We start from the raw sequence: 25,913 nt of genomic DNA, 5'->3' as shown, positions 1-25,913 counted from the left end.
GGACTCGCCTATGAACGTACAGATCAAGCCCAACGACCTCGCATCCTTCTGGATGCCGTTTACCGCCAACAAGCAGTTCAAGGCGAACCCGCGGCTCTTCGTCGGCGCCAAGGACATGCACTATGTGACGAACGATGGCCGCAAGGTACTCGACGGCACGTCGGGTCTCTGGTGCGTAAACGCCGGACACTGCCGTCCGAAGATTGCCGAAGCGATCAAAGCCCAGGTCGAGACGCTCGACTTCGCAGGCACGTTTCAGATGGGCCACAACAAGGCCTTCGAGGCCGCGAACCGGCTGACGGCCATCGCGCCGAAGGGCTTCGATCATGTGTTCTTCACCAACTCCGGTTCGGAGTCGGTCGAGACGGCGCTGAAGATGGCGATCGCCTATCATCGCGCCAAGGGCAACGGCACCAAGGTGCGCCTGATCGGCCGCGAACGCGGCTATCATGGTGTCAACTTCGGCGGCATGTCGGTCGGCGGCATCGGCCCCAACCGCAAGATGTTCGGCGCGCTCGTCGCAGGCGTTGATCATATGCGGCACACGCACGATCTGGCGAAGAACGCTTTCACGCGCGGCGAGCCGGAGCACGGAGCGGAGCTTGCGGACGATCTGGAACGCCTCGTTGCGCTGCATGACGCTTCGACCATCGCCGCCGTCATCGTCGAGCCGGTTGCGTGCTCGACGGGCGTGCTGATCCCGCCGAAGGGATATCTGAAGCGCCTCGAAGCCATCGCCAAGAAGCACGACATTCTGCTGATCGCCGACGAAGTCATCACGGGCTTCGGCCGTCTCGGCGTGCCGTTCGGTTCGGACTACTTTGGCATCTCGCCGGATATCATCACAACGGCGAAGGGCGTGACGAACGGCACGATTCCGATGGGCGCCGTGTTCGTCAAATCGCACATCCACGACGCCTTCATGAACGGCCCTGATTGGATGATCGACTTCTTCCATGGATATACGTATTCGGGCCATCCAGTCGCCGCGGCAGCCGCCATCGGCACGCTCGACACGTATGCGGAAGAAGGCCTGCTGACGCGCGCCGCAGAGCTGGCACCCTACTGGGAAGAACGCGTCCACGCGCTAAAGGGCCTGCCGCATATCATCGATGTGCGCAACATCGGCCTCATCGGCGCGGTCGAGTTCGCACCCGATCCGGAGCAGCCCGGCAAGCGGGCGTTTGACCGTTTCGTCAAGGCATTCGAGGCGGGCATTCTGGTTCGCCAGACGGGCGACATCATCGCGCTGTCGCCGCCGCTCGTCATTTCGAAGTCCGAGATCGACCAGTTGTTCGACACCTTCACGAAGGTGTTGAAGGAGACGAACTAATTCACTTGTCGTCCCCGAACGCGATCGCTGCGCTCTCGTGTTCGAGGATGACGAAAGTCAAAACGAGGATTCCTTTCACAAATGCACATGATCGAGAACGCCATCAACGGGCGCCGCTCACCTGCTCACGCCGAGCGCACGCAGCCCGTCTTCAATCCGGCGACGGGCGAAGAAGTTGCGCGCCTGCCGCTGTCGAAAGTTGACGATCTCAACGCCGCCGTCGCGGCCGCGAAGAAAGCCGCTTTGACGTGGGGCACAACGCCGCCGATGAAGCGCGTGCGTCCGCTTTTCAAGTTCAAAGAGCTGCTTGAAAAGAACGCCGATGAGATCGCGCGCGCGATCTCGCGTGAGCACGGCAAGACGCACGCCGACTCGCTCGGCGAGCTGGCGCGCGGCATCGACGTCGTCGATTTCGCCTGCGGAATTCCGCATCTTTTGAAGGGCGAATTCAGCCGCAACGTCGGCCCGGACATCGACAGCTGGTCGGACCGGCAGCCGCTTGGCGTCGTTGCGGGCATCACGCCCTTCAACTTCCCCGCCATGGTGCCGATGTGGATGTTCCCCGTCGCGATTGCGTGCGGCAATGCTTTCATCCTGAAGCCGTCCGAACGCGATCCCTCGGCACCGATGCTGATCTGGGAGCTGTTCCAGCAGGCCGGTCTGCCGGACGGCGTGTTCAACGTCGTGCACGGCGACAAGACGATCGTCGATGCGATTCTCGATCATCCCGATATCGCCGCCATCTCGTTCGTCGGCTCAACGCCCGTTGCGCAGTACATCTATGGCCGCGGAACCGCGAACGGCAAGCGCGTACAGGCACTCGGCGGCGCCAAGAACCACATGATCGTGATGCCCGACGCCGACATGGACCAGGCGGTCGATGCGCTGATGGGCGCGGGCTACGGTTCCGCTGGCGAGCGCTGCATGGCGATCTCGGTTGCGGTTCCGGTTGGCGAGAAGACGGCCGACAAGCTCGTCGAGGCTCTGGCGCCGCGCGTGCGTGCGCTGAAAGTCGGCCCGGCAACGGACCCTGAATCGGAGATGGGCCCGGTCGTCACGGCAGACGCAAAGCGCAAGATCACCTCGCTGATCGACAAGGGCGTCGCGGAAGGTGCGAAGCTCGTCGTCGATGGCCGCGGACTGACGCTGCAGGGCTACGAGAACGGCTTCTTCCTCGGCGGTACACTGTTCGACAACGTCACGCGCGACATGACGATCTACCGCGAAGAAATTTTCGGGCCGGTGCTCTCGGTCGTGCGCGCGAAGAACTACGATGAAGCCGCCGATCTCATCAACACGCACGAATATGGCAACGGTACCGCGATCTTCACGCGCGACGGCGATACGGCACGCGCGTTCGCAGACAAGATCGAGGTCGGCATGGTCGGCATCAACGTGCCGCTGCCGGTGCCGGTTGCCTATCACTCGTTCGGCGGCTGGAAGCGCTCGCTGTTCGGGGATCACGCGATTTACGGACCGGAAGGCGTGCACTTCTACACGCGTCTCAAGACAGTTACGGCGCGCTGGCCGGCCGGCATCCGCAAGGGTGCGGAGTTTAATTTTCCGAGCCTGAAGTAAAATTGGATGAGTGAGCGGCAGATGAGCCCGCTCACTCCCTCCTTATTCTAAAGTACTGCGGCACATCAGAAATTTCTTCCTGACTTTAAGGCTGGCACAAGCCCTGCGTCCTTAGTTCATCGCAACATGAACTCAAGTTCGCGAGATCCTTTGCCAATGCACCAACCTGCTAAGACCGCTCACCCGGCAAATTCCGGCGCCGATCTCGACGGCCGCCTTTCTTTCCTGGAACTGGATGAGCTTACGACCTCGCAGCTTCGCGACCTCAAGCCGCTTCTCATGCGGCATCTCCCCGTCGCTCTCGATAAATTCTATGCGAAGATCAAAGCCACGCCGGAACTCAAGCGCTTCTTCGCTGACGACGCGCATATCGCGCGCGCCAAGTCCGCTCAGCTCGGTCACTGGGGCGCGATAAGCGCGGGCAAGATCGATGAGACGTATGTCGGCAATGTTCGCCGCATCGGCCAAACACACGCCAGGATCGGACTTGAGCCGCGATGGTACATCGGCGGCTACACGCTGCTGCTTGAACACCTCTTCGCGGCGATCATCGGGGAAAGCAAGCCGAAGAGCCTTCTCTCTTTCAATCAGCATACGTCTCATCAGAACCTTCTCAACAAGCTCATCGCGCTTACGAAAGCGGTGATGCTCGACATGGATTATTCCATTTCGACGTACATCGAGGCGGAGGCAAGCGCCCGGCTCAAAGCCGAGGCGGAGCGACAGCAGGCAGAGGCCGGGGCCGCGAAGCGCCAGCGGGAAGCAGACGCGGACCGCCTGCGCGTTGAAGAAGAGGTTGCGGCCGAGCGCGCGCACGTCCTCGATGCGATCACGTCGGGCCTCTCAGAGCTTGCCAAGCAGAACCTGTCGTACCGCATCGGCGCGGCGTTGCCGCCACAGTTCGAACGCGTGCGCGATGATTTCAATTCGGCGAGCGGTCAGCTCGATCAAGCCTTGCAGGTCGTTCTACAGCGCATCAGCGGCATTACGGCAGCGACCGAGCAGATCCTCGCGGCGTCCGAGAACCTTTCGCGGCGAGCCCAGACCACGGCCGCCTCTCTCGAAGAGTCGGCGGCGGCACTCGAAGAAACCGCCGTCTCGGTGCAAAGCACGGCGACCTCGACGACCAGCATGCAGGACATCATAACGCGCGCCAGCAGCCAGGCGTCCGATGGCGGAAAGATCGTCGACGAGGCGATCGAGGCCGTCTCGAAAATCGAGAGTTCGTCGAAGCAGATCGGGCATATCATCAGCGTCATCGACGACATCGCGTTCCAGACGAACCTGCTGGCGCTCAATGCGGGCGTCGAAGCTGCCCGTGCGGGCGAGCATGGCCGTGGCTTCGCGGTCGTGGCATCGGAAGTGCGCGCACTCGCACAGCGGTCGGCGGAGTCGGCGCGCGAGATCAAAAATCTGATTTCGACGGCGCAGCAAAATGTCAGCGACGGCGTGAGGCTGGTGACGAGCACCGGACATGTGTTCGGAGAGATTGCCAAAGCCGTCACACAGGTGAACACGGTCATGGCCGAGATCGCGGCGGGAGCACAAGAGCAGGCATCCGCGCTTGCCGAAGTCAGCAGCGCTGTCGCGACTATGGATCATGACACGCAAGAGAATGCGGCGATGGCCGAAGAGCTGACGTCGTCGACAAACGTGCTGGCGTCGGAAACGAGCGATCTCAAATCTCTCGCCACGGCATTCAAGACGTCTGATTCCGGTCACGCCGCCGCAAAGAGCGCACGGCTCCGCGTCGTCGGCTGAGCGTACAAACCCGAACAAAAACAGAAGCGGCGCCGCGATCCTTGGGATCGGGCGCCGCCGTCATTTGCAAAATCGGCAACGGTTACTTGGCCTTTGCGGCCCACGCTGCCACGCGCTGTTTGCACGTATCGGAAAGGTCAGCTTGATGCTCCGTCAGGCAGCCGCGTATCTTGCTCTTCTCGTGTGGAACGCTCGTGCAGAATTTCTGGATGTCGGCCCTGCAGGCACCTTTCCCGCCGTTGGGAGGCGTGGCGCTATCGGTTGCCAGAGATGCCGCAGAACCCAGCGTTGCGGCAGCGGCGAACACCAACAAAAATTTCATACCATCTCCTTGCTGATCGTTATGGCCAATGGTCTCGGCAAGGCCGGAGAAACCGAGCGGGCGAAGCACACGAGATCCTGCACGCACCGCCTCGCTGGCGGCGCACGTCCCGCGCTGTGCGCCTTCCTTTAAGGAAAGCGCACAGTCGCTCATTCGGCATCACTGCCGAATATCTGATTTAGCGGAGATAGGGGCAGACGCGTTCGACGCCGCGGCGATCGATGTAGGTGCCCGTGCGATAGCTGAAGTCCGGGAAGTCACGTGCGCATCGATCCATGTCGCGCGGTGCTGCGCGATGCTCGGAAATAGCGGACGCAATAATCGCGCCGCCGATAAGGCCGCCGACCAATGCGCCAGGACCCCAGCCCCAACCGCCATGGCCGCGCCAATAAACGTGGGTGACGGCGCCAGCGTCTTTCGAAAGCGCCGGAACGCCGGTTCCGAACGGCGCGGCAGCAGCTTGCTCAGTCGCAGCAAAAGTCGCCGTCATGGTGGCGGCAATGAGAGAAGAAGCGATAACTTTTTTGAATTTCGTCATATTACGTTTCCACCGTAACGAAGTGTCTGATCCGCCTAACGCGGTGGACGGAAGAGATCCGTCGCTTGCCCTGAAATGATCACAAGTCCTGATGATTCGTTGCTGAACACGATGGACTCGCTTCGCGACATTTCGAAGGCGATGAGCGCAGTACACTCTCTCCGCGATGAAGCTGCGGTGAATTACAAAATTACAAAAAAGAAAGCCGGTCGCTCCGGGGGGAAGAAGCGACCGGCTGGTCACCGCCGGTGAGGGATCCGGCGGCACGGGGGTTCGATGTTCTAACTACTCAGCAGCGTGACGAAAGTTCCGGCTGCCTTCTACCGTGTCAAAGCCCAGCGACGCAGCAACAACAGAGTGCATGATACGGCCGCCTTTGACGTTCAATCCTGCTGCGAGATGGGGATCGCGATCGAATGCTGCAAGCCCCTGCTCTGCGAGTTTCATCACGAATGGCAGCGTTGCGTTGTTCAATGCCTGAGCCGACGTGACGGGCACAGCGCCCGGCATGTTGGCGACGCAGTAGTGAATGATGCCGTCGACTTCAAACGTCGGCTGCGCGTGCGTCGTCGGCTTCGACGTTTCGAAGCAGCCGCCCTGATCGATCGCGACGTCAACGAGCACGGCGCCCTTCTTCATGTCTTTCAGCATCGCACGATTGACAAGCTTCGGTGCGCTCGCACCAGCGACTAGCACCGCGCCGACGACGACGTCTGCGGCGAGAACTTCGGTCTCGATCGTTTCCATCGTCGAAGCGAGCGTGCGCACGCGACCTTCAAACAGCTCATCGAGCTGGCGCAAACGCGGAAGCGACCGGTCAATGATCGACACGTCGGCACCGAGGCCGGCCGCCATCCGCGCTGCATGCGTACCGACGACCCCGCCGCCGAGTACAACGACCTTTGCGGGCTTCACACCCGGGACGCCGCCCATCAGAACGCCGCGTCCGCCGGTAGGGCGACGCAGGGCCTGAGCTGCGGCTTCAATCGAAAGACGGCCAGCAACTTCGCTCATCGGCGCGAGAAGCGGCAGCGAGCCGTTGGCGTCGGTGACCGTCTCGTAAGCGATGGCCGTCGCGCCCGATTCCATCAGGCCGATGGCCTGCTGCGCATCGGGAGCGAGATGCAAATAGGTGAACAGGATCTGATCGGGCTTGAGGCGCTTCCACTCGACTTTCTGCGGCTCCTTGACCTTCACGATCATCTGGGAGTCGAAGAAAACTTCTTCGGCCGATTTGACGATGCGGGCGCCCGCCTTTTCGTAGGCCGCATCGTCGGCGAAAATGCCGGTACCGGCACCCGACTGAACGATCACTTCGTGGCCGCGAGCTGCCAGCTCGCGAACCGAGCCCGGCACTAGACCGACCCGAAATTCATCGCTCTTGATTTCCGTGGGAACACCGATGCGCATGATCCGCTCCTGTAAAGCGCAGCTTCCGATCTTCTACAGTGTAGGTTGACACAGGCCCGCGGCTGTTACTCTGCGATTTTTGTTGTGCTCAACACCGTTTTTGACGAAAATCTGCGAAAATAGCGGGATAGGCGCAGTAAAATGGCTGAAGTTCCTCTGGATGCGCTGGATAAGGCCATCTTGGCGGCCCTTCTGGTTGACGGCCGTCAGAGCCAAGTCGACCTCGCCGAGCGCGTTCCACTATCGCCGACAGCCATCGCGCGGCGGATCAAGGCGCTCGAACAGTCCGGGGTGATCGACGGCTACCAGGCGCGGGTCAACCGCAAGGCCCTGGGGCTCAGCATGATGGCCGTGGTCCAGATCAGCCTCGAAAGCCAAAGCCAGGAACTGCTGGAGGCCTTCGAGAAGGCAGCCGCGGCGGCGCCCTCGATCGTGTCCTGCTACATGATGTCGGGGCAGGACGATTATCTCATCACGGTGCTGGCGCGCGATCTATCGGATTTCGAACGCATCCATAAGGAGCAGCTCTCACGGCTGCCGGGCGTGTCGCGGCTGCACTCGAGCTTTGTACTGCGCGAAGTCGCGAGCCGCTCGCTGCCGGTGTCCAGCCTGCTGCGCTGAGAAGATCCAGCGTGAGATGCGCCGAAGGCCCAATATTGCAAAGTAATTTTTGTGCCTGATCCCCGCCTTCGACACGCCTATGGCGTGCTCGGCCGAGGACGAAGCAATTAGATCAAGGCGCGAGCGCTGCAGCGGAGGCGGCATTGGGGGCGTCGCCGTCGTCACGTTCGTAGCCGGACTTCAGCGCCGAGCCGTCGCGGCCGTAAATGTCCTGGCGGAATTGCACCTCGCCGGTCGAGGGCTCGGCCCAGGCCGTGATGTAGACGAAGTGAACCGGCACGGGACGCGTCAGCTTCAGCTCCATCGGCTGGCCGAGGGCGAGCTGCTTGCGGACGCTGCCCGGCTCTCCCCAGCCCGGCTCGTTGTGCGCGATCCAATCCGCCAGATCGACGACATTCTGCACGCGCACGCACCCAGCGCTGAACGGACGGCTGCGCTGGTCGAACAGGGTCTTCATCGGCGTATCGTGCATGTAGACGCCGTACTGGTTCGTCATATCGAGACGCAGCAGACCGAGAGCGTTCTTCGCGCCGGGGTCTTGCCGGAAGCGATACGTTGCCGTCTGCGGCGACGACCAATCGACAGTCTTCGGATCAAGCTCTTGGCCATTACCCGTATAGACGCGGATGCCTTCATCGGAGAGGTAGCCCGGCTCTTTCTTGAGGCGCGGAATAAGGTCCAGCGTCGCGATGCTCTGCGGCACGTGCCAGTATGGGTAGAAATTGATGTTCCGGATCATCGCCGCAACTTCGGGGGTTTCGCGCTCGGGGCGGCCGACAATGGTGCGGAAACGCAGCTGCACCTCGAACTTGTCGACGGCCTCAGCCTGAAACGCCGGGATGTTGACGAGGACGTAGCGCTCCTCGACGTTCTGCATCAGGCCCTTGATGCGATCGTAGTTGAGCTTCAGCTCAGCGAGGCGCTGCTCGGCCGTGATGTTCAAAACCGGATAGACGGAGCGCTCGATGCGACCCGTTTCGCGCAAACCGTTGCGCTTCTGAAAATGCTTCACGGCATCGGTCAGCTCGGAATCGAACGTCGTCGAGTCGTAATAGGTACTTTTGCTGGAGAGATCGCCAGTGATGCGAAGACGCTTGCGCAGGATAGGCACGCGGTCGTCGTCGTCGCCCTCGCGCATCATGCGGCCGGGTGGGACCAACGGCCAGCCGCCAGCGCTAACGATCTGCTGATAGTGTTCGATGGCCGCGGAAATCGCATTCAGCATCGTGTCGCTGCGCCAGGGCGTCGAGTCCGGCCGCAGGTCGTCGAGCCGCTGAGGCGCGCGGTCAATCGGTGCGCTGTTGGTGCTCGTGTCCGCGCCGTAGTTTCGCTGCAGCTGCTCCCATAGGCTTTGGGCGTGGCCGGTCGTCACGAAGCTTGGGACGAATTGGGCGAACGCAACAACGGCGCCAAGCACCGCAGCTCTGACAACAGAAGTCCCAAACCGCGTTGTCGAAATCAAATCTTTCATCCCCGCTTGCCCGGCTACCTCGTTCGACGCGCACCAATAGATAATACGCACCCGGTCGGCTTGCAGCCGCACACCGCCCTCAAACGCCACCGTCGTGCTATTTCAGCCACTTACCTGTCATCACGCATATGGCCAAACAGTGACGCGTTTCCAAGCCGTTTCCGTCTCGATCTCGCTGCGAAAGCCGATGCGATGTGGCATACATGCCGCGCGGAAGCGGTCCGAGTGTTGCTATCGCGCCGACCGGGAAAAATGGTCGTATCCAAACCGCTCAATCGCCATCGGGGTTCCGTCCGCATCGACGACCTGCAGCGAAATGTTCGCGTCGAGTACACCAAGGTCACTCACGGCGATGCCTGCGGCTTGCGCCGCATTTCTGAAGTCCGCGATCGCCGCCGGGGCTACCGCGACCAGCAATTCGTAATCGTCGCCACCACCAAGGATCGTTTCAGCGAGGGCCGGATCATGTGCCCACGCCGAGGCTGCGGCCTTAGACAAAGGTATGAGATCGAAATGAAGCCTCAACCCCAGGCCGCCCGCAAGCCGGGTGAGATCCTTCATCAGGCCATCCGAGATATCGAGCGCGGCGGATGCGTGGGTGCGCAGCGCTTCGCCGAGCGCCAGCCGCGGCGTCGGGCGCAAGTAGCGGTCTTCGAGAAAGGCGCGCTCAACGGACGTCAGGTGCGGAAACGCCGAGGGATCGGCATGAACGCGCAGACCCAGCGCGGAATCCCCGATTGTACCAGTGACGAACACGTGGTCGCCCGATGCCGCGCCCTGGCGACGAACGAATTTGCCCGTCGGCACCGCTCCGATGATCGTCACGCCAATCGAAAGCGGACCGGACGTCATGTCGGTATCGCCGCCGATTAGATGACAGCCGAAGCGATCTTGCGCGGCGTGCAGGCCATTCGCAAAGTTGCTTATCCATTCCCGCATCGGCGGCTCGGGGAGCGCGAGGTTCAGCATGTAGGCAATGGGCTTCGCGCCCTTGGCGGCGAGATCGGAGGCGTTGACGGCGAGCGCCTTCCACGCAATGTCGGCAGGGTTGTCCGTCGGAACGAAGTGCACGCCCGCGATGATCGGATCACTCGTGAAGACGAGATCGGTTTCGGGCTCGGGCGCAATCAGCGCGGCGTCGTCGCGCAGTTCAAATGCGCCCGGCGCGCCGCGCGTCAGCGGTGCGAGATAGGTCTGGATCAGATCGGTTTCGTTCGCGATCCGATCGCCTGAGGCAGACATTTTCGACGGCGCTGGCGGCATGCTCTCAACCCAACGCTTGGCTGCGGGCGAGACGTCTCAGGACGACGGCGTCACGCGCTTTGAAACGAATTCGTGGCCGCGAACGCGCCGCGCTAGTTTATCCAGGATGCCATTGACGACGCGTGGCTCTTCCTCGTCGAAGAAGGTATGCGCGACGTTGACATATTCGCTGATGGCGACGCGCGCGGGAACATCGCTGCGGTCCAGAATTTCCGCGACGCCCGCGCGGAGAATGGCGCGCAGGATCGAATCGACGCGTACGAGCCGCCAACCGGCTGCGAGCTGCTCGTCGATCATCGGATCAATCTCGCGCTGCCGACGGATCACCGCGCGCAAGATGTCAGCGAAGAAAACGCGATCTGCGGTCGCCAGCGTCTCGTTGCGATTGTCGCCTTCGAAGTGCTGCTCGATGAACTCAGCGATGACGTCGTTTACGTCCGTGCCCGCGACGTCCATCTGATAGAGTGCCTGGACAGCCGAAATGCGCGCAGCCGTGCGCGGCGTTATTTCTCCGACCTTTGGTTTGCCCTTGGCCGTCATACCTGCACGTCCCAGAATGCGCGTTTCGTCTCGATGAGGCGGAGGCACGCGCGCATGGCATCGCCGCCTTTGCCGTTGATGCCGCCTTCGGCGCGCGCCAGTGCCTGAGCGCGCGTTTCGACGGTGAGGATAGCATTGCCGACGGGAATGCACTGCTTCATCGCGACATCCATCAGCCAGTGATTGGCGTTGTTGCAGACGATGTCATAGTGGCCCGTTTCGCCTCGAATGACACAGCCCAAAGCGATGGCGCCGTCGAAGGTGGCGCGGCCGGCTGCGCGCGCTTCGGCGGCAGCAGCAAGCACCTGCGGAATTTCAAGCGCGCCCGGAACGGCAACCCGCTCGAACGTGACACCACGCTTGGCGCACTCGGCAATGGCGCCTTCGATCAGCAGATCGGCAATATCTTCATAGAAGCGCGCCTCGATCAGGAGGACGTGGGCGCGAATCTGGCCGGCGCCCTTGTCATCGTGCGGCGCTGCTGGCGTTTTCTGAACCATGGCTCGGGCTACTCGATTTTCCGTGTTCCGGTGACACGCAGCCCGAACGCCTCGAGGCCCACGTACACATGTTGCGGGGACGTCGTCAAAAGCACCATGTCCTTGACGCCGAGATCGGCAAGAATTTGCGAACCTATACCGATTTCAACCTGGCGGCGCTCCTTGCTCGCATCCGCCACCGCGCCCGGCGTCGACCGACGCGAAATCCATTCGGAAACGGACTTCGGACGAAGATCGCGGATCAAAACGATGACGCCACGGCCGTCAGCTTCGACGGCGCGCATCGCCTGCTCGATGGCGGTGCCATCTTCGCAATGCTGATCAATGCCGACGACGTCGGAGAGAACATTGACGGCATGCACACGCACGAGAACCGGGCCGCCCTTCGAGAGGTCGCCCTTGACCAGCGCCAAGTGTTCGCCTGGCTCGACCGTCGTATCGTAGACGACAAGATTGAAATCACCGGCCGAGGTCGTCACCGGCGTCTGAGCGACGCGCTTGACGATGCGGTCGTTCTTCAGGCGATAGGCGATGAGATCTTCAATCGAACCGATCTTCAGCCCATGGAACTGCGCGAAGGCTGTCAGGTCGGGAAGACGCGCCATCGTGCCGTTCTCGTTCATGATCTCACAGATCACGGCCGCCGGATTGAGCCCGGCAAGCTTGGCGAGATCGATCGAGGCTTCAGTATGGCCGGCTCGGACGAGAACGCCGCCTTCGCGCGCGATCAGCGGGAAGACGTGACCGGGCGAGACGATGTCGTTTGCCCCTTTCGTCGGATCAATGGCGGTCGCGATGGTGCGGGCGCGATCAAACGCTGAGATGCCCGTCGAGATGCCTTCGCGGGCTTCGATCGACGCGGTGAAAGCCGTGCGATTGCGCGAGCCGTTGTGGCGAACCATGTAATCGAGATTGAGCTCGGTCGCGCGCGTCTGCGTCAGCGATAGGCAGATCAGTCCACGGCCGTACTTGGCCATGAAGTTGATGGCATCGGGCGTCGCCATCTGCGCCGGGATGATGAGATCGCCTTCGTTCTCGCGATCTTCGGCATCGACGAGAATGACCATGCGGCCATTCTGCATGTCTTCGATGATCTCCTCGATCGACGACAGGACGCTGTCGCTGCGCACAGTCCGTAGGTTTGAAGGACCCGACATTAGGGGCGAAACTCCATCAGCCGCGCGACGTAGCGCGCGAAAACATCCACTTCCAGATTGACCAGATCGCCGGGGGTTTTCGCGCCCCAGGTCGTCACCGTCAAGGTATGCGGTATGAGATTGACGCCGAACCGGGTTTCCGCAACCTCATTGACGGTCAGCGAGGTTCCGTCCAACGCGACCGAACCCTTGGGCGCTATATAGCGGGAAAGATGCTCGGGCGCTTCCAAAAGAAAGCGTTTGCTGTCACCGTCCGGGGTAATTGAAATAATTTTGGCGACGCCGTCGACGTGCCCCGAGACGATATGCCCGCCAAGCTCGTCGCCCGCCCGGAGCGACCGTTCCAAATTGACGCGGCGGCCAGGCTGCCAGCTGTCGAGGGTGGTTTTGGCCAGAGTTTCATTCGAGACGTCGACGGTAAATTCGGCACCGGCCGAAATTGGTCTGATGTCCGTCGCCGTCAGGCAGACGCCGTTGCAGCAGATTGAAAGGCCTGTTTCTTCCGGCTTCAGCGGATAGGCCGTCCGCAGCGTAAAGCAGCCGCCAGAGCGCGCTATGACCTCGCCGACATCGGTGATCAATCCAGTAAACATGCGATCAGCGTCCTTCCCTATCTGCAAGGCGACGATAGCGCCACATCGTATCGGTGCCGATTGTCCGTCGTTCGACTGCGGTCATTCCAAGGTCTCCGACCCACCGCCGCATGGCCCTGTCGGCGGCAACGTCTGATGGGCTGCCCGCCATATAGAGCACGACCTCGTCCGCCAGCGCTGCATCCGCGAAGCCGCGCCAGATTGCCGGGCCGCCTTCGACCAGGAGGCGGGTGATGCCGCGCGCGACCAGCGCCTCCATGATCGATGGCAGCCATAACGTGTCGCCGACGACACCGACGTCGACGACCTCCGTGCCGCCGTCGGCGATGGCGCGTTTCTTCGCAGCGTCGCTTGCCGCCGACGTCATCAGCCAGACGGGAACGTCGCGGGCACTTTTGAAGAGCTTGGCTGCGAGCGGCAGATCGAGCGAACGCGAAAGCACGACGCGTACCGGCGAGCGATCCATGAGGCCCGGCAGGCGGCACGTCAGCTCCGGATCGTCATCGCGCACGGTGGCGCTGCCGACGAGGATCGCATCGAATTCTTTGCGCAGAAGCATGCCGTGACGGCGGGCGAGTTCGCCCGTGACCCAGACGGGCGCAGAGCCCGAGCCGCGCGCGATTTCGCCGTTGGCATCGAGCGCAAGTTTCAGAGTGACGAGCGGGCGGCGCTCGGTGATGCGGACGATGTGGCCGCGCGTGATCCAGCGGGCTTCCGACACACCGACGCCGCGCAAGACTTCGATGCCAGCATCGCGGAGACGATTGAGCCCCCGGCCCGCTACGCGCGGATCGGGATCTTCGATAGCGACGACGCAGCGTTTCAATCCAGCGGCAACAATGGCGTCGGCGCATGGCGCGGTACGGCCATAATGCGAGCATGGCTCCAGCGTCACATAAATCGTCGCGCCATGGGCTTTATCGCCGGCGAGCGCGATCGCCTGAGGTTCTGCGTGCGGGCGGCCGCCGCGCGCCGTCGTGCCGCGCGCGATCACTTCCCCGGTTTCTTCATTGACGATCACAGCGCCGACGGATGGATTAGGCGCAGTCGCACCAAGCCCGCGCTCGGCCATGCGCAGCGCAATCGCCATCATCTCGGCGTCGAACGCAGAACTTTTTCTTCGCGACATGTCGCTTAGTGCTTTTTCTCGGCGGCAAGCTCATCAAGCACGGGCGTGCCGAACCGTTCGTTAAGATCGAGCGGATCGTGGGTATCGCTCGCGAGTTCGCGTAGGACGGCGTGAAAATCCGCCGCATCGCGGAAGTCGCGATAGACGGAGGCGAAGCGGACATATGCGACCGGATCGAGGCCGCGCAAGGCTGCCATGACGAGTTCGCCGATCTCGGCCGAGGTAATTTCGGTTTCGCCGGAGCTTTCGAGCTGGCGGACGAGGCCCGACACCAAGCGGTCGATGCGTTCGGGCTCGATGGGGCGCTTGCGCATCGCGACCGAGATCGACTTCGAGAGCTTGTCGCGATCGAACAGGACCTTGCGGCCGGAACGTTTGACAACCGTCAGCTCGCGCAACTGCACGCGCTCGAACGTCGTGAAGCGGCCGCCGCAATCGGAACAGATACGCCGACGCCTGATCGCGGAGTTCTCGTCCGACGGCCGACTATCCTTGACCTGGCTATCCTCGCTTCCACAGAAGGGACAGCGCATCCCGATTGCTCCTTAATTCAATACGTGCGTCGTATAGCACGGAGTGGCGCGTTATCCCTTACGGAAGCGCATTTGTGAACCAAATTCATATGGGTAAAAGAGTTCAGAGAACTCAAAGCTTCGATTGCCGGCTCTTAGGCCGATTCTGCTTTTTAAACTCCTCACGGGCCTTTTCGACTGCCTGGATATGCGTCTCAACCCACGAATCAAGCTTGCGCATCGCGTCGGCCAGAGAGAGGCCAAGCTCAGTCAGTTCGTATTCAACATGAGGAGGGACTTCCATGCGATCGATGCGTCGCACGAGCCCGTTGCTCTCAAGAGTACGCAAAGTTTGAGTCAGCATTTTTTGCGAGACACCCTCAACCAGCCGCATGAGTTCGCCGTTGCGCATTCGGCCGCGGCGTAACGCGGGCATGACGAGTAGCGTCCATTTGTCCGCCACGAGTTCAAGCAGGGCGCGCGACGGGCAAGCTTCCGCATAGATGTTCGCGGCGCGAGAACCCCGCTTTTCCGCATCGTCCTTCAACCTCTTGAATGGATCGGCGCCTGGCATGTTTGACCCATAGTTACCAAAAGGTGCGTACTTTACCGTCAGTTTCTAACCCGTATATGCGACCCCGGCAGATCGCAAGTGCGGAGAACGCTAAATGACCACTATCGCCGTCGTCTATCACTCTGGATATGGCCACACCGCCGTCGTCGCGGAGTACGTGGCCAAAGGTGTAGAAACCGTCGCGGGCGCCACAGCCCGGCTTTATAAAGCTGACGACCTTACCGCGTCCGAACAAGGGCCTTGGGACGAGCTTGCGAATGCAGACGCCATCGTGTTCGGCGCGCCGACGTACATGGGCTCGGCTTCCGCCGTCATGAAGCAGTTCATGGATGCTTCCTCGAAGGTTTGGTACACGCGGGGCTGGAAAGACAAGATCGCGGCCGGCTTTACGAATTCGGCGAGCTGGTCGGGTGATAAGCTGTCAACGCTCACCCAGTTGGCGGTTTTTGCCGGTCAGCACGGAATGGTCTGGGTCGGCACGGGCATGATGCCGGGTTACAATTCAACGACGACGACGCCCGAAGCCATTAATCGCCTGGGATCGTTTCTCGGCCTCATGACGCAAGCGAATGCCGACGAAGGCGCTGATAAAGCGCCGCCACAACAGGACAGGAAGACAGCGGAACTCTTCGGGGCCCGCATCGCCGAAGCCGCCGCGCGCTGGAAGAAGGGCGCGTAAAGCCCCGATCACTCAGCTTCGCAGACATGAAAAAAGGCCGTGGGGCGAGCGCCGCACGGCCTTTTTCATTACATCGCGCTTAAGCGTAGATCGGGAAACGGGTGCAGAGTTCCGTCGCCTTGGCCTTCACGGCCTCTTCGACAGCTGCGTTGCCTTCTTCGCCGTTCTTCGACAGACCATCGAGAACTTCCGAGATCAGGCGGCCGATCTCCTGGAACTCCGCGACGCCGAAGCCGCGCGTGGTGCCGGCAGGCGAACCCAGACGGATGCCCGACGTGACCATCGGCTTCTCTGGGTCGAACGGAATGCCGTTCTTGTTGCAGGTGATGTGCGCGCGGCCGAGCGACTTCTCGGCCTTGTTGCCCGTGATCTTCTTCGGACGAAGGTCGACGAGGATCAGGTGCGTGTCGGTGCCGCCCGAGACGAGCGCGAAGCCGTTCTGCACCATGACTTCACCAAGAGCCTTGGCGTTGTCCATGACGTTCTTGATGTAGACCTTGTAGTCCGGGCGCAGCGCCTCACCGAAAGCGACGGCCTTCGCAGCGATGACGTGCATCAGCGGGCCACCCTGGATGCCAGGGAAGATCGCCGAGTTGATCTTCTTCGCGATATCTTCGTCGTTCGTCAGGATCATGCCGCCACGCGGGCCGCGCAGCGTCTTGTGCGTCGTCGTCGTGACAACGTGAGCGTGCGGGAACGGGCTCGGGATCAGGCCAGCGGCGACGAGACCGGCGAAGTGGGCCATATCGACGAGGAACGTCGCGCCGACTTCATCGGCAATCGCACGGAACGCTGCGAAGTCGATCTTGCGCGGATAGGCCGAACCGCCGGCGATGATGATGCGCGGCTTGTGCTCGTGGGCAAGCTTCTTCACCTCGTCCATGTCGATGAGGTGCGTGTCGGGCTTCACCATGTAATGGATGGCGTTGAACCACTTGCCCGACTGGTTGACGGGTGCGCCGTGCGTCAAGTGTCCGCCGGCAGCGAGCGACAGGCCGAGGATCGTGTCGCCCGGCTTCGCCAGCGCGTTGAAGACGCCCTGGTTGGCCTGCGAGCCCGAATTCGGCTGAACGTTGGCAAAACCGCAGTTGAACAGCTTCTTGGCGCGGTCGATCGCGAGCTCTTCGGCGATATCGACGTATTGGCAGCCGCCGTAGTAGCGCTTGCCCGGATAGCCTTCGGCGTACTTGTTCGTCAGAACAGAACCTGCAGCATCGAGCACAGCCTGAGACACGATGTTCTCAGATGCGATCAGCTCGATCTCGTGCTGCTGACGTCCGAATTCCTTTTGGATGGCGGAGAAGACCTCGGGATCGGTCTCCGAGAGGTGCGCCTTGAAGAAGCGCGACGTCTGCGAGTTTGCTGCGGCCGGTGCAGTCGACATTGAGCTTTCCCCTGATTTTGGAAATGTTTTTGTAGCGCTGGCGGGGACCGTTAAGTCAAGCCCGGCCGGACGCGGGTTCAACCATAGTAAGGGCTCAGGCGCCAGGGCTCAACACCCCACCCGGGCGCGTAATATCGGCGCGGATGGGGCTTTTGGCTCAAAGGGGTAGTCAGGTCCTGCTCGGCGAACCCGCCCTATTCGGCGGCTTCGGCAAGGCTTTCCATCAGCGCCAGCGGGCACTGGCACCACAGCTCGGACAGGGCGTTAACGAGGTGATCCATGTCGGCATCGGTGTGATGCGGAGACGGCGTCAGGCGCAAACGCTCCGTGCCGCGCGGCACGGTTGGGTAGTTGATCGGCTGGACGTAGATGCCGTAGCGATCAAGGAGAACGTCCGTCAACGCCTTGCAGCGCACCGGATCGGCGACGAGCACCGGCACAATGTGGCTCGGCCCCTGGATGACCGGAAGATCGGCAGCAGCGAGCTTGCGCTTCAACGTGCGGGCACGTTCCTGGTGCGCCTCGCGCTCAGTGCTGCTCGACTTCAGGTGACGGATCGAAGCAACTGCACCAGCAGCGATGGCCGGCGCCAAAGACGTCGTGAAGATGAAGCCCGGCGCGTAGGAACGGATGGCGTCGCAGATGGTTTTCGAGGCAGCGATGTAGCCGCCCATCACACCAAAGCCCTTGGCCAATGTGCCGTTGATGATGTCGACGCGGTGCATGACGCCGTCACGTTCGGCGACGCCGCCGCCACGCGGACCATAGAGGCCGACGGCATGCACTTCGTCGAGATACGTCAGAGCGTTATATTTCTTCGCAAGATCACAGACGGCGCCGATCATGGCGACGTGGCCGTCCATCGAATAGACGCTCTCGAAAGCGATGATCTTCGGCGTCTCACGCGGCACCGTTTTGAGTTTGGCTTCGAGATCGGCGAGATCGTTATGGAGGAAGATCTGCTTCGGTCCGCGGCCGTTGCGAATGCCCGCGATCATCGAAGCGTGGTTCTTTTCATCCGAGAAGATCACGCAGCCCGGAAAGAGCGTGGCCAGCGTCGAGAGGGCCGCTTCGTTGGCAACGAAGGCCGACGTGAAGACGAGAGCGGCTTCCTTGCCATGGAGGTCGGAGAGTTCGTTTTCGAGTTCGACGTGATAGTGGGTCGTGCCGGCGATGTTGCGCGTCCCGCCCGAACCGGCACCGACGAGGTCGATCGCTTCGTGCATGGCGGCGAGCACTTTGGGGTGCTGGCCCATGCCGAGATAGTCGTTCGAGCACCATACGGTAATGGGCTTGGCAGCCTCGCCCTTGATCACTTCGGCTTTGGGAAAGGAACCTCGGCGGCGCTTCAGGTCGGCGAAGACGCGGTAGCGGCCTTCTTTCTTGACGGCATCGAGGGCATCGGAGAGCTTCTGCTCGTAATTCATCTTCTGGTTTCCGCTCCCAAAAGCACGACGTTCATTTTATTTTTCAGCCTTTATGGCCCCGGAGGGCACAAAGAACCAGTGCCGTTTCGTCGCGCAGTTGCATGAAATTTTGGTCAGGTTCAAGGACTTTCTTCAACACCCAACGCTCCTGCCCAGAACCTTTGCAATTATTCTAAAGCACCACAACCAACCTTGAGGCGCATCAAACCATACCGAGGTATGTAGACAGTTCTCTGAGCTAATATGAGGCGGCGATCTCGCCGACGCCGTCCTTTTGATAGATGTCGCGGCGGAACTGGACGACCCCGTCGGCCGTGGCCCAGGCGCTAATGTAAACAAACAGCAGCTGAACGGGTTTTTTCAGCCGGACGTCCATCGGCTTGCCTGATTCTTTCATTTGCGCGATCCGGTCGGCATTCCAGCCGTTTTGTCCGGCAAGCAACCACGTCGCCAGATTTTCGATGTTGTGAACCCTGATGCAGCCCGAGCTTTCGGATCGGAAATTCCGCCCGAAAATTCGGTCCGACGGGGTGTCGTGCATGTAAACGGAGTGGGCGCTGTTGAAATTGATCTTGAGGAACCCGAGCGGGTTCTCCTTGCCGGGCTTCTGGCTATAGCGGTAGGTGCCGGGCTTGACCTTGTCCCAGTCGATTTTCGCTGGATCGACTTTCCTACCGCCGCCGTCGTAGGCGTCGATGCCGAATTTCAGCAGAACGTTCTGCCCCTTCTTCTGCATCTGCTGACCGCGCGGAATCAGATCCTCAGCGATGACCGTCGGCGGCAGGCGCCAGGTCGGATTGAAGCTCAGATCGGTGATCGGGGTGCGTAGCAACGGCGTCGGGCGATCTTCCTTGCCGACGACGCCTGCATAGCGAGCAACGATCTGTCCGTTCTCGACAGCTTCGATTTGGGCGGCAGGAATGTTCACGACGACGTACTTCTTCTGCGTCGTCGGGATGACTTCCTGGAGGCGCGCCAGATTGGCCTTCAATTGCTTCAGGCGTACGTCCGCGGGCACGTTCAGCGCCATGATCGTGCGCTTGTCGGCGATGCCGGTCGGTGTCAATCCGTTCGACGCCTGGAACCGCTTCAGCGCCTTGTCGACCTCGTAATCGAAATAGGTCGAAGTTGTATTACCGCTCCGCAAATCGCGGGACGCTGCAAGGCGTGCACGGAGAAGCGCGACGCTTGGATCGGTCGTGCCATACTGCAGCAGGTTATCGCGCGGCGTCTTGTTCGGCGGTACCGGAAGCTGCGGCCAGCCGCCCCGGCTGACGATCATCAGATATTCGCGGACAGCCATCTTCGTCGCTTCGATGTTCGCCTTCGCGAGCGTGGCGAAGCCCTTCGGCGGGTTGGCTTCCCACTCGCGGACGAAATCGGGGTCGGTCGGATTGGTCGAGAGCGAGGAACCCGGCGCGTCGTTGCCGGTCGGGCCGAAATTGATCCAGCCGAAGCTCTGGGCGGCGGCACTTCCCATGCCGGTCCATGCGGCGGCGGAAAGCGTCACGAAACCGATACCGACCAGCAGTGGCGCGATTCTGCGGGCGGCTGAGCCCGCCCTGGCAAATGTCGATCGCCCGATATGCACGTCGTCCCCCTGCCCCTCGCCATGGCGGCTTTTCTCAGGGACAGTCTAACCGAATAACTGCAAACGAAAAAGGACCGCTCCGGATTTAAGGAACGGCCCATTTTATGCTGCGGGACAACAGCATGGCAAACCCGGGGAGTGGCGCAATCGTCAGTATTACAGGCGGTAGCGGATCTGATCCGACCAGAAACGTTCCAGGCGAACCAGCGCCTTATTCAGGCTCTTGACGTCATCGCCCGACACTTCGCCGACGGTTTGAACGGAACCGAGCTGGCGAAGATAGAGCTTGCTGACGACGTCGCGGGCCTCGTGGCCTTTGTCGGTGAGGCTGACACGCACCGAGCGGCGATCGGTATCCGACCGCTTGTAGTGAATGTAGCCCATATCGACGAGCTTCTTCAAATTGTAGGAGACGTTCGAGCCGAGGTAATAGCCGCGCGTCTTCAATTCGCCCGCGGTCAATTCGCTCTCACCAATGTTATAGAGCAGCAGCGCTTGCACGCTGTTGAGTTCGGCGCCGCCACGACGATCGAATTCGTCTTTGATGACGTCGAGCAAAAGCCGATGAAGGCGTTCGATCAGGCGCAATGCCTGGAGATATTCACCACGGAAGCCTTCTTCTTGAACGGGCGCGCGGTGACGTGCCACTTCATACGCTAAACTCATTACCCTGCCTCACATGTTTTTGACGCCACCCGGTTTGCCCCGGGTTTTGACAAATAGATAATGGGAAGGACTGAATTTCGCCTAAATAGATATAGTAAAAGAATAGTGACAGGCCCTATTTCCAAGGGTTTTTTAACCAGTCAGCAACATGAAATTTGTTTGTGGTGATTTTCGCGTTAATTGCGCAACGATAATTGGATGCAATACGCCATCGCAAATCAGACGCGCGCGGCCTGCATTTCCACGCGACTCGGCAGTTCGAGATCGCCTTCCGGCAGCGGCTTGAAATAACCTTCGACGATGTCGGCTGCAACATCTTCGTAACGCGCCGGCTGCCAGACGGGCTTGCCATCTTTATCGCGTAGCAGAGCGCGCACGCCTTCGTGGAAATCGTGATTTTCAAGGCAGCGCACCGCGAGACGATAATCTTCAATCAGCGTATCGCGAATATCGAAACGAAGCGCATTCTGAATATGGCGCAGCGTTATCGCCAATGAAATCGGCGAGCACTTCCTCAACCCAGAGAGCGTGCGTTGCGCCCATTCCGAACCTTTCGCCTCGGCCCTTTCGAGCGAGCGAAAAATTCCGTCAAGCGTCGGCTCGGAGAAATGCTCATTGATATGGCCGCGCTCTTTCTGCAGATCGCCCGGCACTTGCGGCTGGTTCAGATCATCGAGAAGCGGATCGACGGGCAGGGCGTCAGCGAGCTTGGCGCGAATATCTTCGAAATGTGAGGACGATATGCAGTGCGTGACGAGCCTCAGCCATTGCGCATCGGCGCGGCCGATCGAGCGCCCCGTCAGGCCGAGATAGAGACCGATCGGCCATGGCATTTTCGCCAGAACACGTGCAATCCCAACATCGGGAAAAAGTCCGATCTTTGTTTCAGGCATTGCCCATTTGAAGTTTTCACCAGCGATGCGGTGCGTATTGAACGCCGAAAGCCCCGCGCCCGAGCCCATGCACAGCCCGTCGATGAAAGAGACGGTCGGCTTGGAGAAGCATTCAAGCAACCAGTTCAGCGAATATTCGTCTCGCATGTAGCTTTTTGCCGTCGCGATATCGCTTTTCGCGGCGGCGGAAAGCGCCACAACATCGCCGCCGGCGCAAAATGCTTTCGGACTGCTCGACACGAGCGCAACGATGTAAACGTCGGGATTTCTCGCAACACGCGGAATGGCGGAAAGCAACGCACGGCACATCTCATTGTCGAGAGCATTGAGGGACGAGGGCCGATCAAGCGTGAACGTCTGCAACGCCTGTGTTTGGGCGGCGACGATTTTCTCAGCCTGCATCGGTGTGGCCGTGTTGATGGCGATCTTAGGTTCGTTCACTGCCTGCTCGATCGTAGACGTGCTTTGATTCCAATCGTTATGCTATGCCCCGTTTCCACCGGGCTCGCTAGTTTTTGCGGCGATAAAGCACAATCGGTCACAAGGCTCACGGAATTTGTCCAGAACTTGTAACTGCCGTGCAACGCCAATGACTTGGCCGCGGACGCAAACTCTGCGATGATCATAATTGCGTGACTGCGCGGGCATGCGTCGCGCCCTGACCTTGGCATCGGCTTTCGAAATCCCGCCCGCGTTGAAATACCAGGCCGCATACAGACAATCATGATGACAGCACACGAGCGCAATTCGGCCAAACGAACGTATTGGCGCGCCGTCGTGGCTGCTGCGGCCTGCGCATCCGCTGCGATCGGCTTCGTTGCGGCAGACGCGGACGCGACAACCACCAAGAAACCTCATAAGCCGGCGCAGCAAACGGCCGCGCCGAAAACAAACGCTGCGGCGGCTTCCACGGCCGCCGATCCGGCCAAGTCGACGCCTTCCGCCGCCGAGGCCGACGCACAAGCCGCAGCGAAACCTGCCGACGCTTGGTCGGAGACGGAAATTGCCGACGCCCGCGCGCATTGCGCCGTTATCCTGCAGCGCATTCATGCCGTGGCCCTCCCGCACGCGCCCATCCGCGACGGCGCTTGCGGGGCTCCCGCGCCGGTCGAACTCATCAGCATCGGACAAAGTCCGGAGGTCGCGCTGTCGCCGCCCGCGATTGTGCGCTGCGATCTCGTCGAGCAGCTCGCGAATTGGTTCGAAAACGACGTGCAGCCCCTGGCGCGCAAGCATCTAAAATCGGCGATCGTCCGAATCGAGACGATGAGTTCTTATTCCTGCCGCAACGCCTATGGCCGCAAGTCGACGAAGCTCAGCGAACACGCGCTTGCAAACGCCATCGACATCGGCGGTTTCGTTACCAGATCCGCGAAGACGGCCGAGGTGCTCGACGACTGGGGCATGCCGCAGCGCGAGATTGCCGCTGAAGCTGCGGCTCGGAAGAAGGCTGCGGAAGACGCGGCCGCCAAGACTGCGCAAACGAACGTGGCCAGCAATCCGGCGCAAGGGGCGTTGCCGTCCATCGTGCCATCGACTGCGGGCGCGGCGGCGGCGGGGCTCGTGCGTTCGACCATCATCGAAGGCGTGTCAAATGTCGTGGTCACGTCGTCGTGGGCATCGGCCACGGATGTGAACCGGCTCGGCGGACCGGGCCCGGAAACAGCGACGCCCAAGGCGGCGTTTCCTGTCGGCCTCAGAAACCCGCCGCCGGAAATGCAGGCCTTCCTACGGGAAGCGCACGCCTCGGCCTGCCGGACATTCGGCACGACGCTTGGACCAGAAGCGAATGCCGCGCACCGGAACCATTTTCACATCGACATGGCCCAGCGAAAGTTCGGCAAGATCTGCGATTAGGACCGACCGCCTCTCTAGGCAAGGGGATGAGGGAACGAGCGTGACGCCTGCGGATATCTGACCTGCGTAACGCGGCTTGCGCGGAAGGCCGGCACGTGTCCATTGTCCCCGCGGTTCCGCCATCTCAGGAACGGATCGACACGTCAGCAGGACTTTTCCCATGTCTTCTCGCATGCGCCCCACGTCTTCCGCCGCCAATGCAGGCACGCCGCCCGACTCTCTTTCCGGCGGATTTCCGGCAATTCGCATGCGCCGGAACCGGAAAAGTCCGTGGTCGCGCCGCCTCGTTGCCGAGCATCTGCTTTCGCCGAACGATCTGATCTGGCCACTGTTCGTCGTCGATGGCGAAGCCCAGCGCATTCCGGTGGCGTCGATGCCGGGCGTCGAACGGTTGAGCGTCGATCTGATCGTCGAGGCGGCGAAGGAAGCTGAAGCGCTCGGCATTCCGGCTCTCGCCCTCTTCCCGTTTACCGACCCCAAGAAGCGTAGCGAGAGCGCCGAGGAAGCATTCAATCCCGACAATCTCGTTTGCCGGGCGACGCGCGCGATCAAGGCCGCCAAGCTCGACATCGGCGTCATTCTCGACGTGGCGCTGGACCCCTATACGAGCCACGGGCATGACGGGCTGATCGTCGGCGGCGAGATCGTGAACGACGAGACGACGGCCGCGCTCGTCAAGCAATCGCTGGTCCAGGCGGAAGCTGGGGCCGACGTTCTGGCCCCTTCGGACATGATGGACGGGCGCATCGGCATCATTCGCGCCGCACTTGAGACGGCGGGATTCAAGAACACGCAGATCATGTCGTATGCCGCGAAGTATGCGAGCGCATTCTATGGGCCTTTCCGCGATGCGGTCGGCTCGACGGGCCTGCTCAAGGGCGACAAGCGCACGTATCAGATGGACCCGGCAAACACCGAGGAAGCGCTGCGCGAGGTTGCGCTCGATCTCGACGAAGGCGCCGACATGATCATGGTGAAGCCCGGCATGCCCTATCTCGACATCGTGCAGCGGGTTTCGAGCGAATTCGGCGTGCCGACGTTCGCGTATCAGGTGTCGGGCGAGTATGCGATGCTGGCGGGGGCGTTCGAGCGCGGCTGGCTTGATGCCGACAAGACAATGGTCGAGAGCCTGTTGGCCTTCAAACGCGCGGGAGCGTCGGGCGTGCTGACGTACTTTGCTCCGAGAGTGGCGAAACTGCTGGCTGAGTAATTCGGCCGCTCGTCATCTCCGAGCGACGCCGAGGCTCACCGCGCCATCAAAGAACCGGCCGAACATCCAACTTGGCTGGATCCCGGCCTGCGCCGGGATGACGGTTGTTGGGTGGGCCGTCATCCCACAACATCGTCATGCCGACGAAGGTCAGCACCCAGACAAGTTTCAGCGCTTGAGCTGAGTGTTGCCGTGGATGGCCGCCTGCGCGGCCATGACGTCGGAGGTCTGGCGTTTCGCTGCACTCGTCCGAGGACGACGATAAGAAGCTAGCGCCGGACGCGGCGGCGGAAGTCTTGATCGGGGGGGATCTGATCGGCGGGGGCGTTACCGCCTGCGGCCGCAGCGCCGGCCTGGTTCGGATCGTCGGACGGCGCGACCGTACCAGCGTTCGGATTGTCCTCAGCGATGGTGCGGATCGGCTTCTCGCATTTTGTCAGCCAGACATCATATGTCGGATGCTCCAGACCGTAGATGCCGGGGCTTTCGGCAAACATCCAGCCGGTGAAAATACGTTTCTCGGAACCGTCAACCTGAGACTCATCGATCTCGACGAACGTGTCCGTCTTGGGCTCGTCGGTGGGCGGGCGCGAATAGCAGGCGCGCGGCGTGATCTTGAGCGCGCCGAATGTCGCCGTCTTGTTAAGTTCGACTTCGATCTTCGAGATGTGCGCCGTCACCTTATCGAGCGCTGAAAAGACGGCGACTTGATTTTCAATGCGATCGGCTGCTGCGGGCGGCGCGGTCAGGACGGCGAGCGTGCCAGACAGAAGCAGCGCCGACACGAACACGCCCGCACGGCGACAGACCTTCGTGCAGCGCCCGAAATCTAACAAGTCCGTCTGTCTCAACTGCAAAAATCCATTCCCCTGAGGCGCGCTACCGCGCCTCGCCGGATTGCCCG

Annotated in this window: 25 protein-coding genes; 7 read left to right on the top strand and 18 right to left on the bottom strand. The window is 61.2% G+C overall.

The genetic code is table 11. The features are described 5' to 3' along the window. Nucleotides 1–10: 10 nt before the first annotated feature. The 3 genes from RLW55_RS12535 to RLW55_RS12525 all read left to right on the top strand — a co-directional run bounded on the left by RLW55_RS12535 (nucleotide 11) and on the right by RLW55_RS12525 (nucleotide 4,672). Nucleotides 11–1,333, top strand: a complete 1,323-nt coding sequence (locus RLW55_RS12535) for an aspartate aminotransferase family protein (protein WP_409560495.1) — start codon at nucleotides 11–13, stop codon at nucleotides 1,331–1,333. An 81-nt stretch (nucleotides 1,334–1,414) separates the two neighbouring features. Next, nucleotides 1,415–2,911, top strand: a complete 1,497-nt coding sequence (locus tag RLW55_RS12530; RefSeq protein ID WP_423414366.1) for a CoA-acylating methylmalonate-semialdehyde dehydrogenase — start codon at nucleotides 1,415–1,417, stop codon at nucleotides 2,909–2,911. Nucleotides 2,912–3,067: 156 nt separating this feature from the next. Beyond that, nucleotides 3,068–4,672: a methyl-accepting chemotaxis protein gene (locus tag RLW55_RS12525; protein WP_423414365.1), complete on the top strand. Its 1,605-nt coding sequence runs from the start codon at nucleotides 3,068–3,070 to the stop codon at nucleotides 4,670–4,672. Nucleotides 4,673–4,754: 82 nt separating this feature from the next. Here the strand turns inward: RLW55_RS12525 and RLW55_RS12520 are convergent, their stop codons facing one another. The 3 genes from RLW55_RS12520 to ald all read right to left on the bottom strand — a co-directional run bounded on the left by RLW55_RS12520 (nucleotide 4,755) and on the right by ald (nucleotide 6,942). Then, nucleotides 4,755–4,994 carry a cysteine rich repeat-containing protein gene (locus RLW55_RS12520; RefSeq protein WP_423414364.1) on the bottom strand — a complete coding sequence of 80 codons (240 nt, stop codon included), beginning with the start codon at nucleotides 4,992–4,994 and terminating at the stop codon, nucleotides 4,755–4,757. 178 nt (nucleotides 4,995–5,172) lie between these two features. After that, nucleotides 5,173–5,532: a hypothetical protein gene (locus tag RLW55_RS12515; protein WP_423414363.1), complete on the bottom strand. Its 360-nt coding sequence runs from the start codon at nucleotides 5,530–5,532 to the stop codon at nucleotides 5,173–5,175. Nucleotides 5,533–5,817: 285 nt separating this feature from the next. After that, complete coding sequence (gene ald, locus RLW55_RS12510) at nucleotides 5,818–6,942, bottom strand: alanine dehydrogenase (RefSeq protein ID WP_423414362.1); 1,125 nt, start codon at nucleotides 6,940–6,942, stop codon at nucleotides 5,818–5,820. 141 nt (nucleotides 6,943–7,083) lie between these two features. Here ald and RLW55_RS12505 point away from each other — a divergent pair, with 141 nt between their 5' ends. Then, nucleotides 7,084–7,563 carry an Lrp/AsnC family transcriptional regulator gene (locus RLW55_RS12505; RefSeq protein WP_423414361.1) on the top strand — a complete coding sequence of 160 codons (480 nt, stop codon included), beginning with the start codon at nucleotides 7,084–7,086 and terminating at the stop codon, nucleotides 7,561–7,563. A 112-nt stretch (nucleotides 7,564–7,675) separates the two neighbouring features. On the opposite strand, the gene RLW55_RS12500 is transcribed toward RLW55_RS12505, so the two are convergent. The 9 genes from RLW55_RS12500 to RLW55_RS12460 form a co-directional block, all read right to left on the bottom strand. Then, the gene (locus RLW55_RS12500; protein WP_409560500.1) at nucleotides 7,676–9,034 is read right to left on the bottom strand and encodes a L,D-transpeptidase family protein; all 1,359 of its coding nucleotides are present in this window, start codon (nucleotides 9,032–9,034) and stop codon (nucleotides 7,676–7,678) included. A gap of 231 nt (nucleotides 9,035–9,265) precedes the next feature. Next, nucleotides 9,266–10,276 (bottom strand): thiamine-phosphate kinase, encoded by a 1,011-nt coding sequence (thiL, locus tag RLW55_RS12495; RefSeq protein ID WP_423414360.1) that lies wholly within the window; start codon nucleotides 10,274–10,276, stop codon nucleotides 9,266–9,268. 57 nt (nucleotides 10,277–10,333) lie between these two features. Next, nucleotides 10,334–10,837 carry a transcription antitermination factor NusB gene (nusB, locus tag RLW55_RS12490; RefSeq protein ID WP_013948384.1) on the bottom strand — a complete coding sequence of 168 codons (504 nt, stop codon included), beginning with the start codon at nucleotides 10,835–10,837 and terminating at the stop codon, nucleotides 10,334–10,336. Beyond that, complete coding sequence (gene ribH, locus RLW55_RS12485; protein ID WP_013948385.1) at nucleotides 10,834–11,337, bottom strand: 6,7-dimethyl-8-ribityllumazine synthase; 504 nt, start codon at nucleotides 11,335–11,337, stop codon at nucleotides 10,834–10,836. The genes nusB and ribH overlap by 4 nt, the downstream gene beginning before the upstream one ends. Before the next feature lie 8 nt (nucleotides 11,338–11,345). Beyond that, on the bottom strand, nucleotides 11,346–12,494 hold the full coding sequence (gene ribB, locus RLW55_RS12480) for a 3,4-dihydroxy-2-butanone-4-phosphate synthase (RefSeq protein ID WP_423414359.1): 1,149 nt from the start codon (nucleotides 12,492–12,494) through the stop codon (nucleotides 11,346–11,348). Then, nucleotides 12,494–13,087 (bottom strand): riboflavin synthase, encoded by a 594-nt coding sequence (locus RLW55_RS12475; RefSeq protein ID WP_013948387.1) that lies wholly within the window; start codon nucleotides 13,085–13,087, stop codon nucleotides 12,494–12,496. The genes ribB and RLW55_RS12475 overlap by 1 nt, the downstream gene beginning before the upstream one ends. Nucleotides 13,088–13,091: 4 nt before the next feature. Beyond that, complete coding sequence (gene ribD / locus RLW55_RS12470) at nucleotides 13,092–14,216, bottom strand: bifunctional diaminohydroxyphosphoribosylaminopyrimidine deaminase/5-amino-6-(5-phosphoribosylamino)uracil reductase RibD (RefSeq protein WP_423414358.1); 1,125 nt, start codon at nucleotides 14,214–14,216, stop codon at nucleotides 13,092–13,094. A 5-nt stretch (nucleotides 14,217–14,221) separates the two neighbouring features. Next, the gene (nrdR, locus tag RLW55_RS12465; RefSeq protein ID WP_013948389.1) at nucleotides 14,222–14,749 is read right to left on the bottom strand and encodes a transcriptional regulator NrdR; all 528 of its coding nucleotides are present in this window, start codon (nucleotides 14,747–14,749) and stop codon (nucleotides 14,222–14,224) included. 112 nt (nucleotides 14,750–14,861) lie between these two features. Then, nucleotides 14,862–15,302, bottom strand: a complete 441-nt coding sequence (locus tag RLW55_RS12460; RefSeq protein ID WP_409560504.1) for a winged helix-turn-helix transcriptional regulator — start codon at nucleotides 15,300–15,302, stop codon at nucleotides 14,862–14,864. A gap of 94 nt (nucleotides 15,303–15,396) precedes the next feature. Between RLW55_RS12460 and RLW55_RS12455 the strand changes: the two genes are divergently transcribed. Further along, nucleotides 15,397–15,981 carry a flavodoxin family protein gene (locus tag RLW55_RS12455; protein WP_409560505.1) on the top strand — a complete coding sequence of 195 codons (585 nt, stop codon included), beginning with the start codon at nucleotides 15,397–15,399 and terminating at the stop codon, nucleotides 15,979–15,981. A 79-nt stretch (nucleotides 15,982–16,060) separates the two neighbouring features. Here RLW55_RS12455 and glyA read toward each other — a convergent pair whose 3' ends face one another. The 5 genes from glyA to RLW55_RS12430 all read right to left on the bottom strand — a co-directional run bounded on the left by glyA (nucleotide 16,061) and on the right by RLW55_RS12430 (nucleotide 22,383). Continuing rightward, on the bottom strand, nucleotides 16,061–17,365 hold the full coding sequence (glyA, locus tag RLW55_RS12450; RefSeq protein ID WP_414463153.1) for a serine hydroxymethyltransferase: 1,305 nt from the start codon (nucleotides 17,363–17,365) through the stop codon (nucleotides 16,061–16,063). 194 nt (nucleotides 17,366–17,559) lie between these two features. After that, the gene (hemA, locus tag RLW55_RS12445; RefSeq protein WP_409560507.1) at nucleotides 17,560–18,792 is read right to left on the bottom strand and encodes a 5-aminolevulinate synthase; all 1,233 of its coding nucleotides are present in this window, start codon (nucleotides 18,790–18,792) and stop codon (nucleotides 17,560–17,562) included. A gap of 238 nt (nucleotides 18,793–19,030) precedes the next feature. Next, complete coding sequence (locus RLW55_RS12440; protein WP_423414357.1) at nucleotides 19,031–20,383, bottom strand: L,D-transpeptidase family protein; 1,353 nt, start codon at nucleotides 20,381–20,383, stop codon at nucleotides 19,031–19,033. A gap of 156 nt (nucleotides 20,384–20,539) precedes the next feature. Beyond that, nucleotides 20,540–21,049, bottom strand: coding sequence for a transcriptional regulator LdtR (gene ldtR / locus RLW55_RS12435; RefSeq protein ID WP_013948395.1), 510 nt, complete (start codon nucleotides 21,047–21,049; stop codon nucleotides 20,540–20,542). A 218-nt stretch (nucleotides 21,050–21,267) separates the two neighbouring features. Further along, complete coding sequence (locus RLW55_RS12430; RefSeq protein WP_423414356.1) at nucleotides 21,268–22,383, bottom strand: enoyl-CoA hydratase/isomerase family protein; 1,116 nt, start codon at nucleotides 22,381–22,383, stop codon at nucleotides 21,268–21,270. A 282-nt stretch (nucleotides 22,384–22,665) separates the two neighbouring features. Here RLW55_RS12430 and RLW55_RS12425 point away from each other — a divergent pair, with 282 nt between their 5' ends. After that, complete coding sequence (locus RLW55_RS12425; RefSeq protein WP_423414355.1) at nucleotides 22,666–23,799, top strand: extensin family protein; 1,134 nt, start codon at nucleotides 22,666–22,668, stop codon at nucleotides 23,797–23,799. A 160-nt stretch (nucleotides 23,800–23,959) separates the two neighbouring features. Next, on the top strand, nucleotides 23,960–25,009 hold the full coding sequence (hemB, locus tag RLW55_RS12420; RefSeq protein ID WP_423414354.1) for a porphobilinogen synthase: 1,050 nt from the start codon (nucleotides 23,960–23,962) through the stop codon (nucleotides 25,007–25,009). A 269-nt stretch (nucleotides 25,010–25,278) separates the two neighbouring features. Here hemB and RLW55_RS12415 read toward each other — a convergent pair whose 3' ends face one another. Next, entirely contained in the window at nucleotides 25,279–25,860 is a 582-nt protein-coding gene (locus RLW55_RS12415; protein ID WP_423414353.1) for a DUF2155 domain-containing protein, read from the bottom strand. Between the last annotated feature and the right edge of the window lie 53 nt (nucleotides 25,861–25,913).

The sequence above is a fragment of the Hyphomicrobium sp. B1 genome, assembly GCF_049532635.1.
Classification (GTDB): Bacteria; Pseudomonadota; Alphaproteobacteria; order Rhizobiales; family Hyphomicrobiaceae; genus Hyphomicrobium_B.
The sequence above is the reverse complement of the archived record's forward strand: the minus strand, read 5'-3'. Positions and strand labels throughout refer to the sequence as shown.

Bases quoted from the DNA above. Each gene is read 5' to 3' on its own strand.
- RLW55_RS12535 (WP_409560495.1), top strand. From the start codon at position 11: ATGAACGTACAGATCAAGCCCAACGACCTCGCATCCTTCTGGATGCCG.
- RLW55_RS12530 (WP_423414366.1), top strand. From the start codon at position 1,415: ATGCACATGATCGAGAACGCCATCAACGGGCGCCGCTCACCTGCTCAC.
- RLW55_RS12525 (WP_423414365.1), top strand. From the start codon at position 3,068: ATGCACCAACCTGCTAAGACCGCTCACCCGGCAAATTCCGGCGCCGAT.
- RLW55_RS12520 (WP_423414364.1), bottom strand. From the start codon at position 4,994: ATGAAATTTTTGTTGGTGTTCGCCGCTGCCGCAACGCTGGGTTCTGCG.
- RLW55_RS12515 (WP_423414363.1), bottom strand. From the start codon at position 5,532: ATGACGAAATTCAAAAAAGTTATCGCTTCTTCTCTCATTGCCGCCACC.
- ald (WP_423414362.1), bottom strand. From the start codon at position 6,942: ATGCGCATCGGTGTTCCCACGGAAATCAAGAGCGATGAATTTCGGGTC.
- RLW55_RS12505 (WP_423414361.1), top strand. From the start codon at position 7,084: ATGGCTGAAGTTCCTCTGGATGCGCTGGATAAGGCCATCTTGGCGGCC.
- RLW55_RS12500 (WP_409560500.1), bottom strand. From the start codon at position 9,034: ATGAAAGATTTGATTTCGACAACGCGGTTTGGGACTTCTGTTGTCAGA.
- thiL (WP_423414360.1), bottom strand. From the start codon at position 10,276: ATGTCTGCCTCAGGCGATCGGATCGCGAACGAAACCGATCTGATCCAG.
- nusB (WP_013948384.1), bottom strand. From the start codon at position 10,837: ATGACGGCCAAGGGCAAACCAAAGGTCGGAGAAATAACGCCGCGCACG.
- ribH (WP_013948385.1), bottom strand. From the start codon at position 11,337: ATGGTTCAGAAAACGCCAGCAGCGCCGCACGATGACAAGGGCGCCGGC.
- ribB (WP_423414359.1), bottom strand. From the start codon at position 12,494: ATGTCGGGTCCTTCAAACCTACGGACTGTGCGCAGCGACAGCGTCCTG.
- RLW55_RS12475 (WP_013948387.1), bottom strand. From the start codon at position 13,087: ATGTTTACTGGATTGATCACCGATGTCGGCGAGGTCATAGCGCGCTCT.
- ribD (WP_423414358.1), bottom strand. From the start codon at position 14,216: ATGTCGCGAAGAAAAAGTTCTGCGTTCGACGCCGAGATGATGGCGATT.
- nrdR (WP_013948389.1), bottom strand. From the start codon at position 14,749: ATGCGCTGTCCCTTCTGTGGAAGCGAGGATAGCCAGGTCAAGGATAGT.
- RLW55_RS12460 (WP_409560504.1), bottom strand. From the start codon at position 15,302: ATGCCAGGCGCCGATCCATTCAAGAGGTTGAAGGACGATGCGGAAAAG.
- RLW55_RS12455 (WP_409560505.1), top strand. From the start codon at position 15,397: ATGACCACTATCGCCGTCGTCTATCACTCTGGATATGGCCACACCGCC.
- glyA (WP_414463153.1), bottom strand. From the start codon at position 17,365: ATGTCGACTGCACCGGCCGCAGCAAACTCGCAGACGTCGCGCTTCTTC.
- hemA (WP_409560507.1), bottom strand. From the start codon at position 18,792: ATGAATTACGAGCAGAAGCTCTCCGATGCCCTCGATGCCGTCAAGAAA.
- ldtR (WP_013948395.1), bottom strand. From the start codon at position 21,049: ATGAGTTTAGCGTATGAAGTGGCACGTCACCGCGCGCCCGTTCAAGAA.
- RLW55_RS12425 (WP_423414355.1), top strand. From the start codon at position 22,666: ATGATGACAGCACACGAGCGCAATTCGGCCAAACGAACGTATTGGCGC.
- hemB (WP_423414354.1), top strand. From the start codon at position 23,960: ATGTCTTCTCGCATGCGCCCCACGTCTTCCGCCGCCAATGCAGGCACG.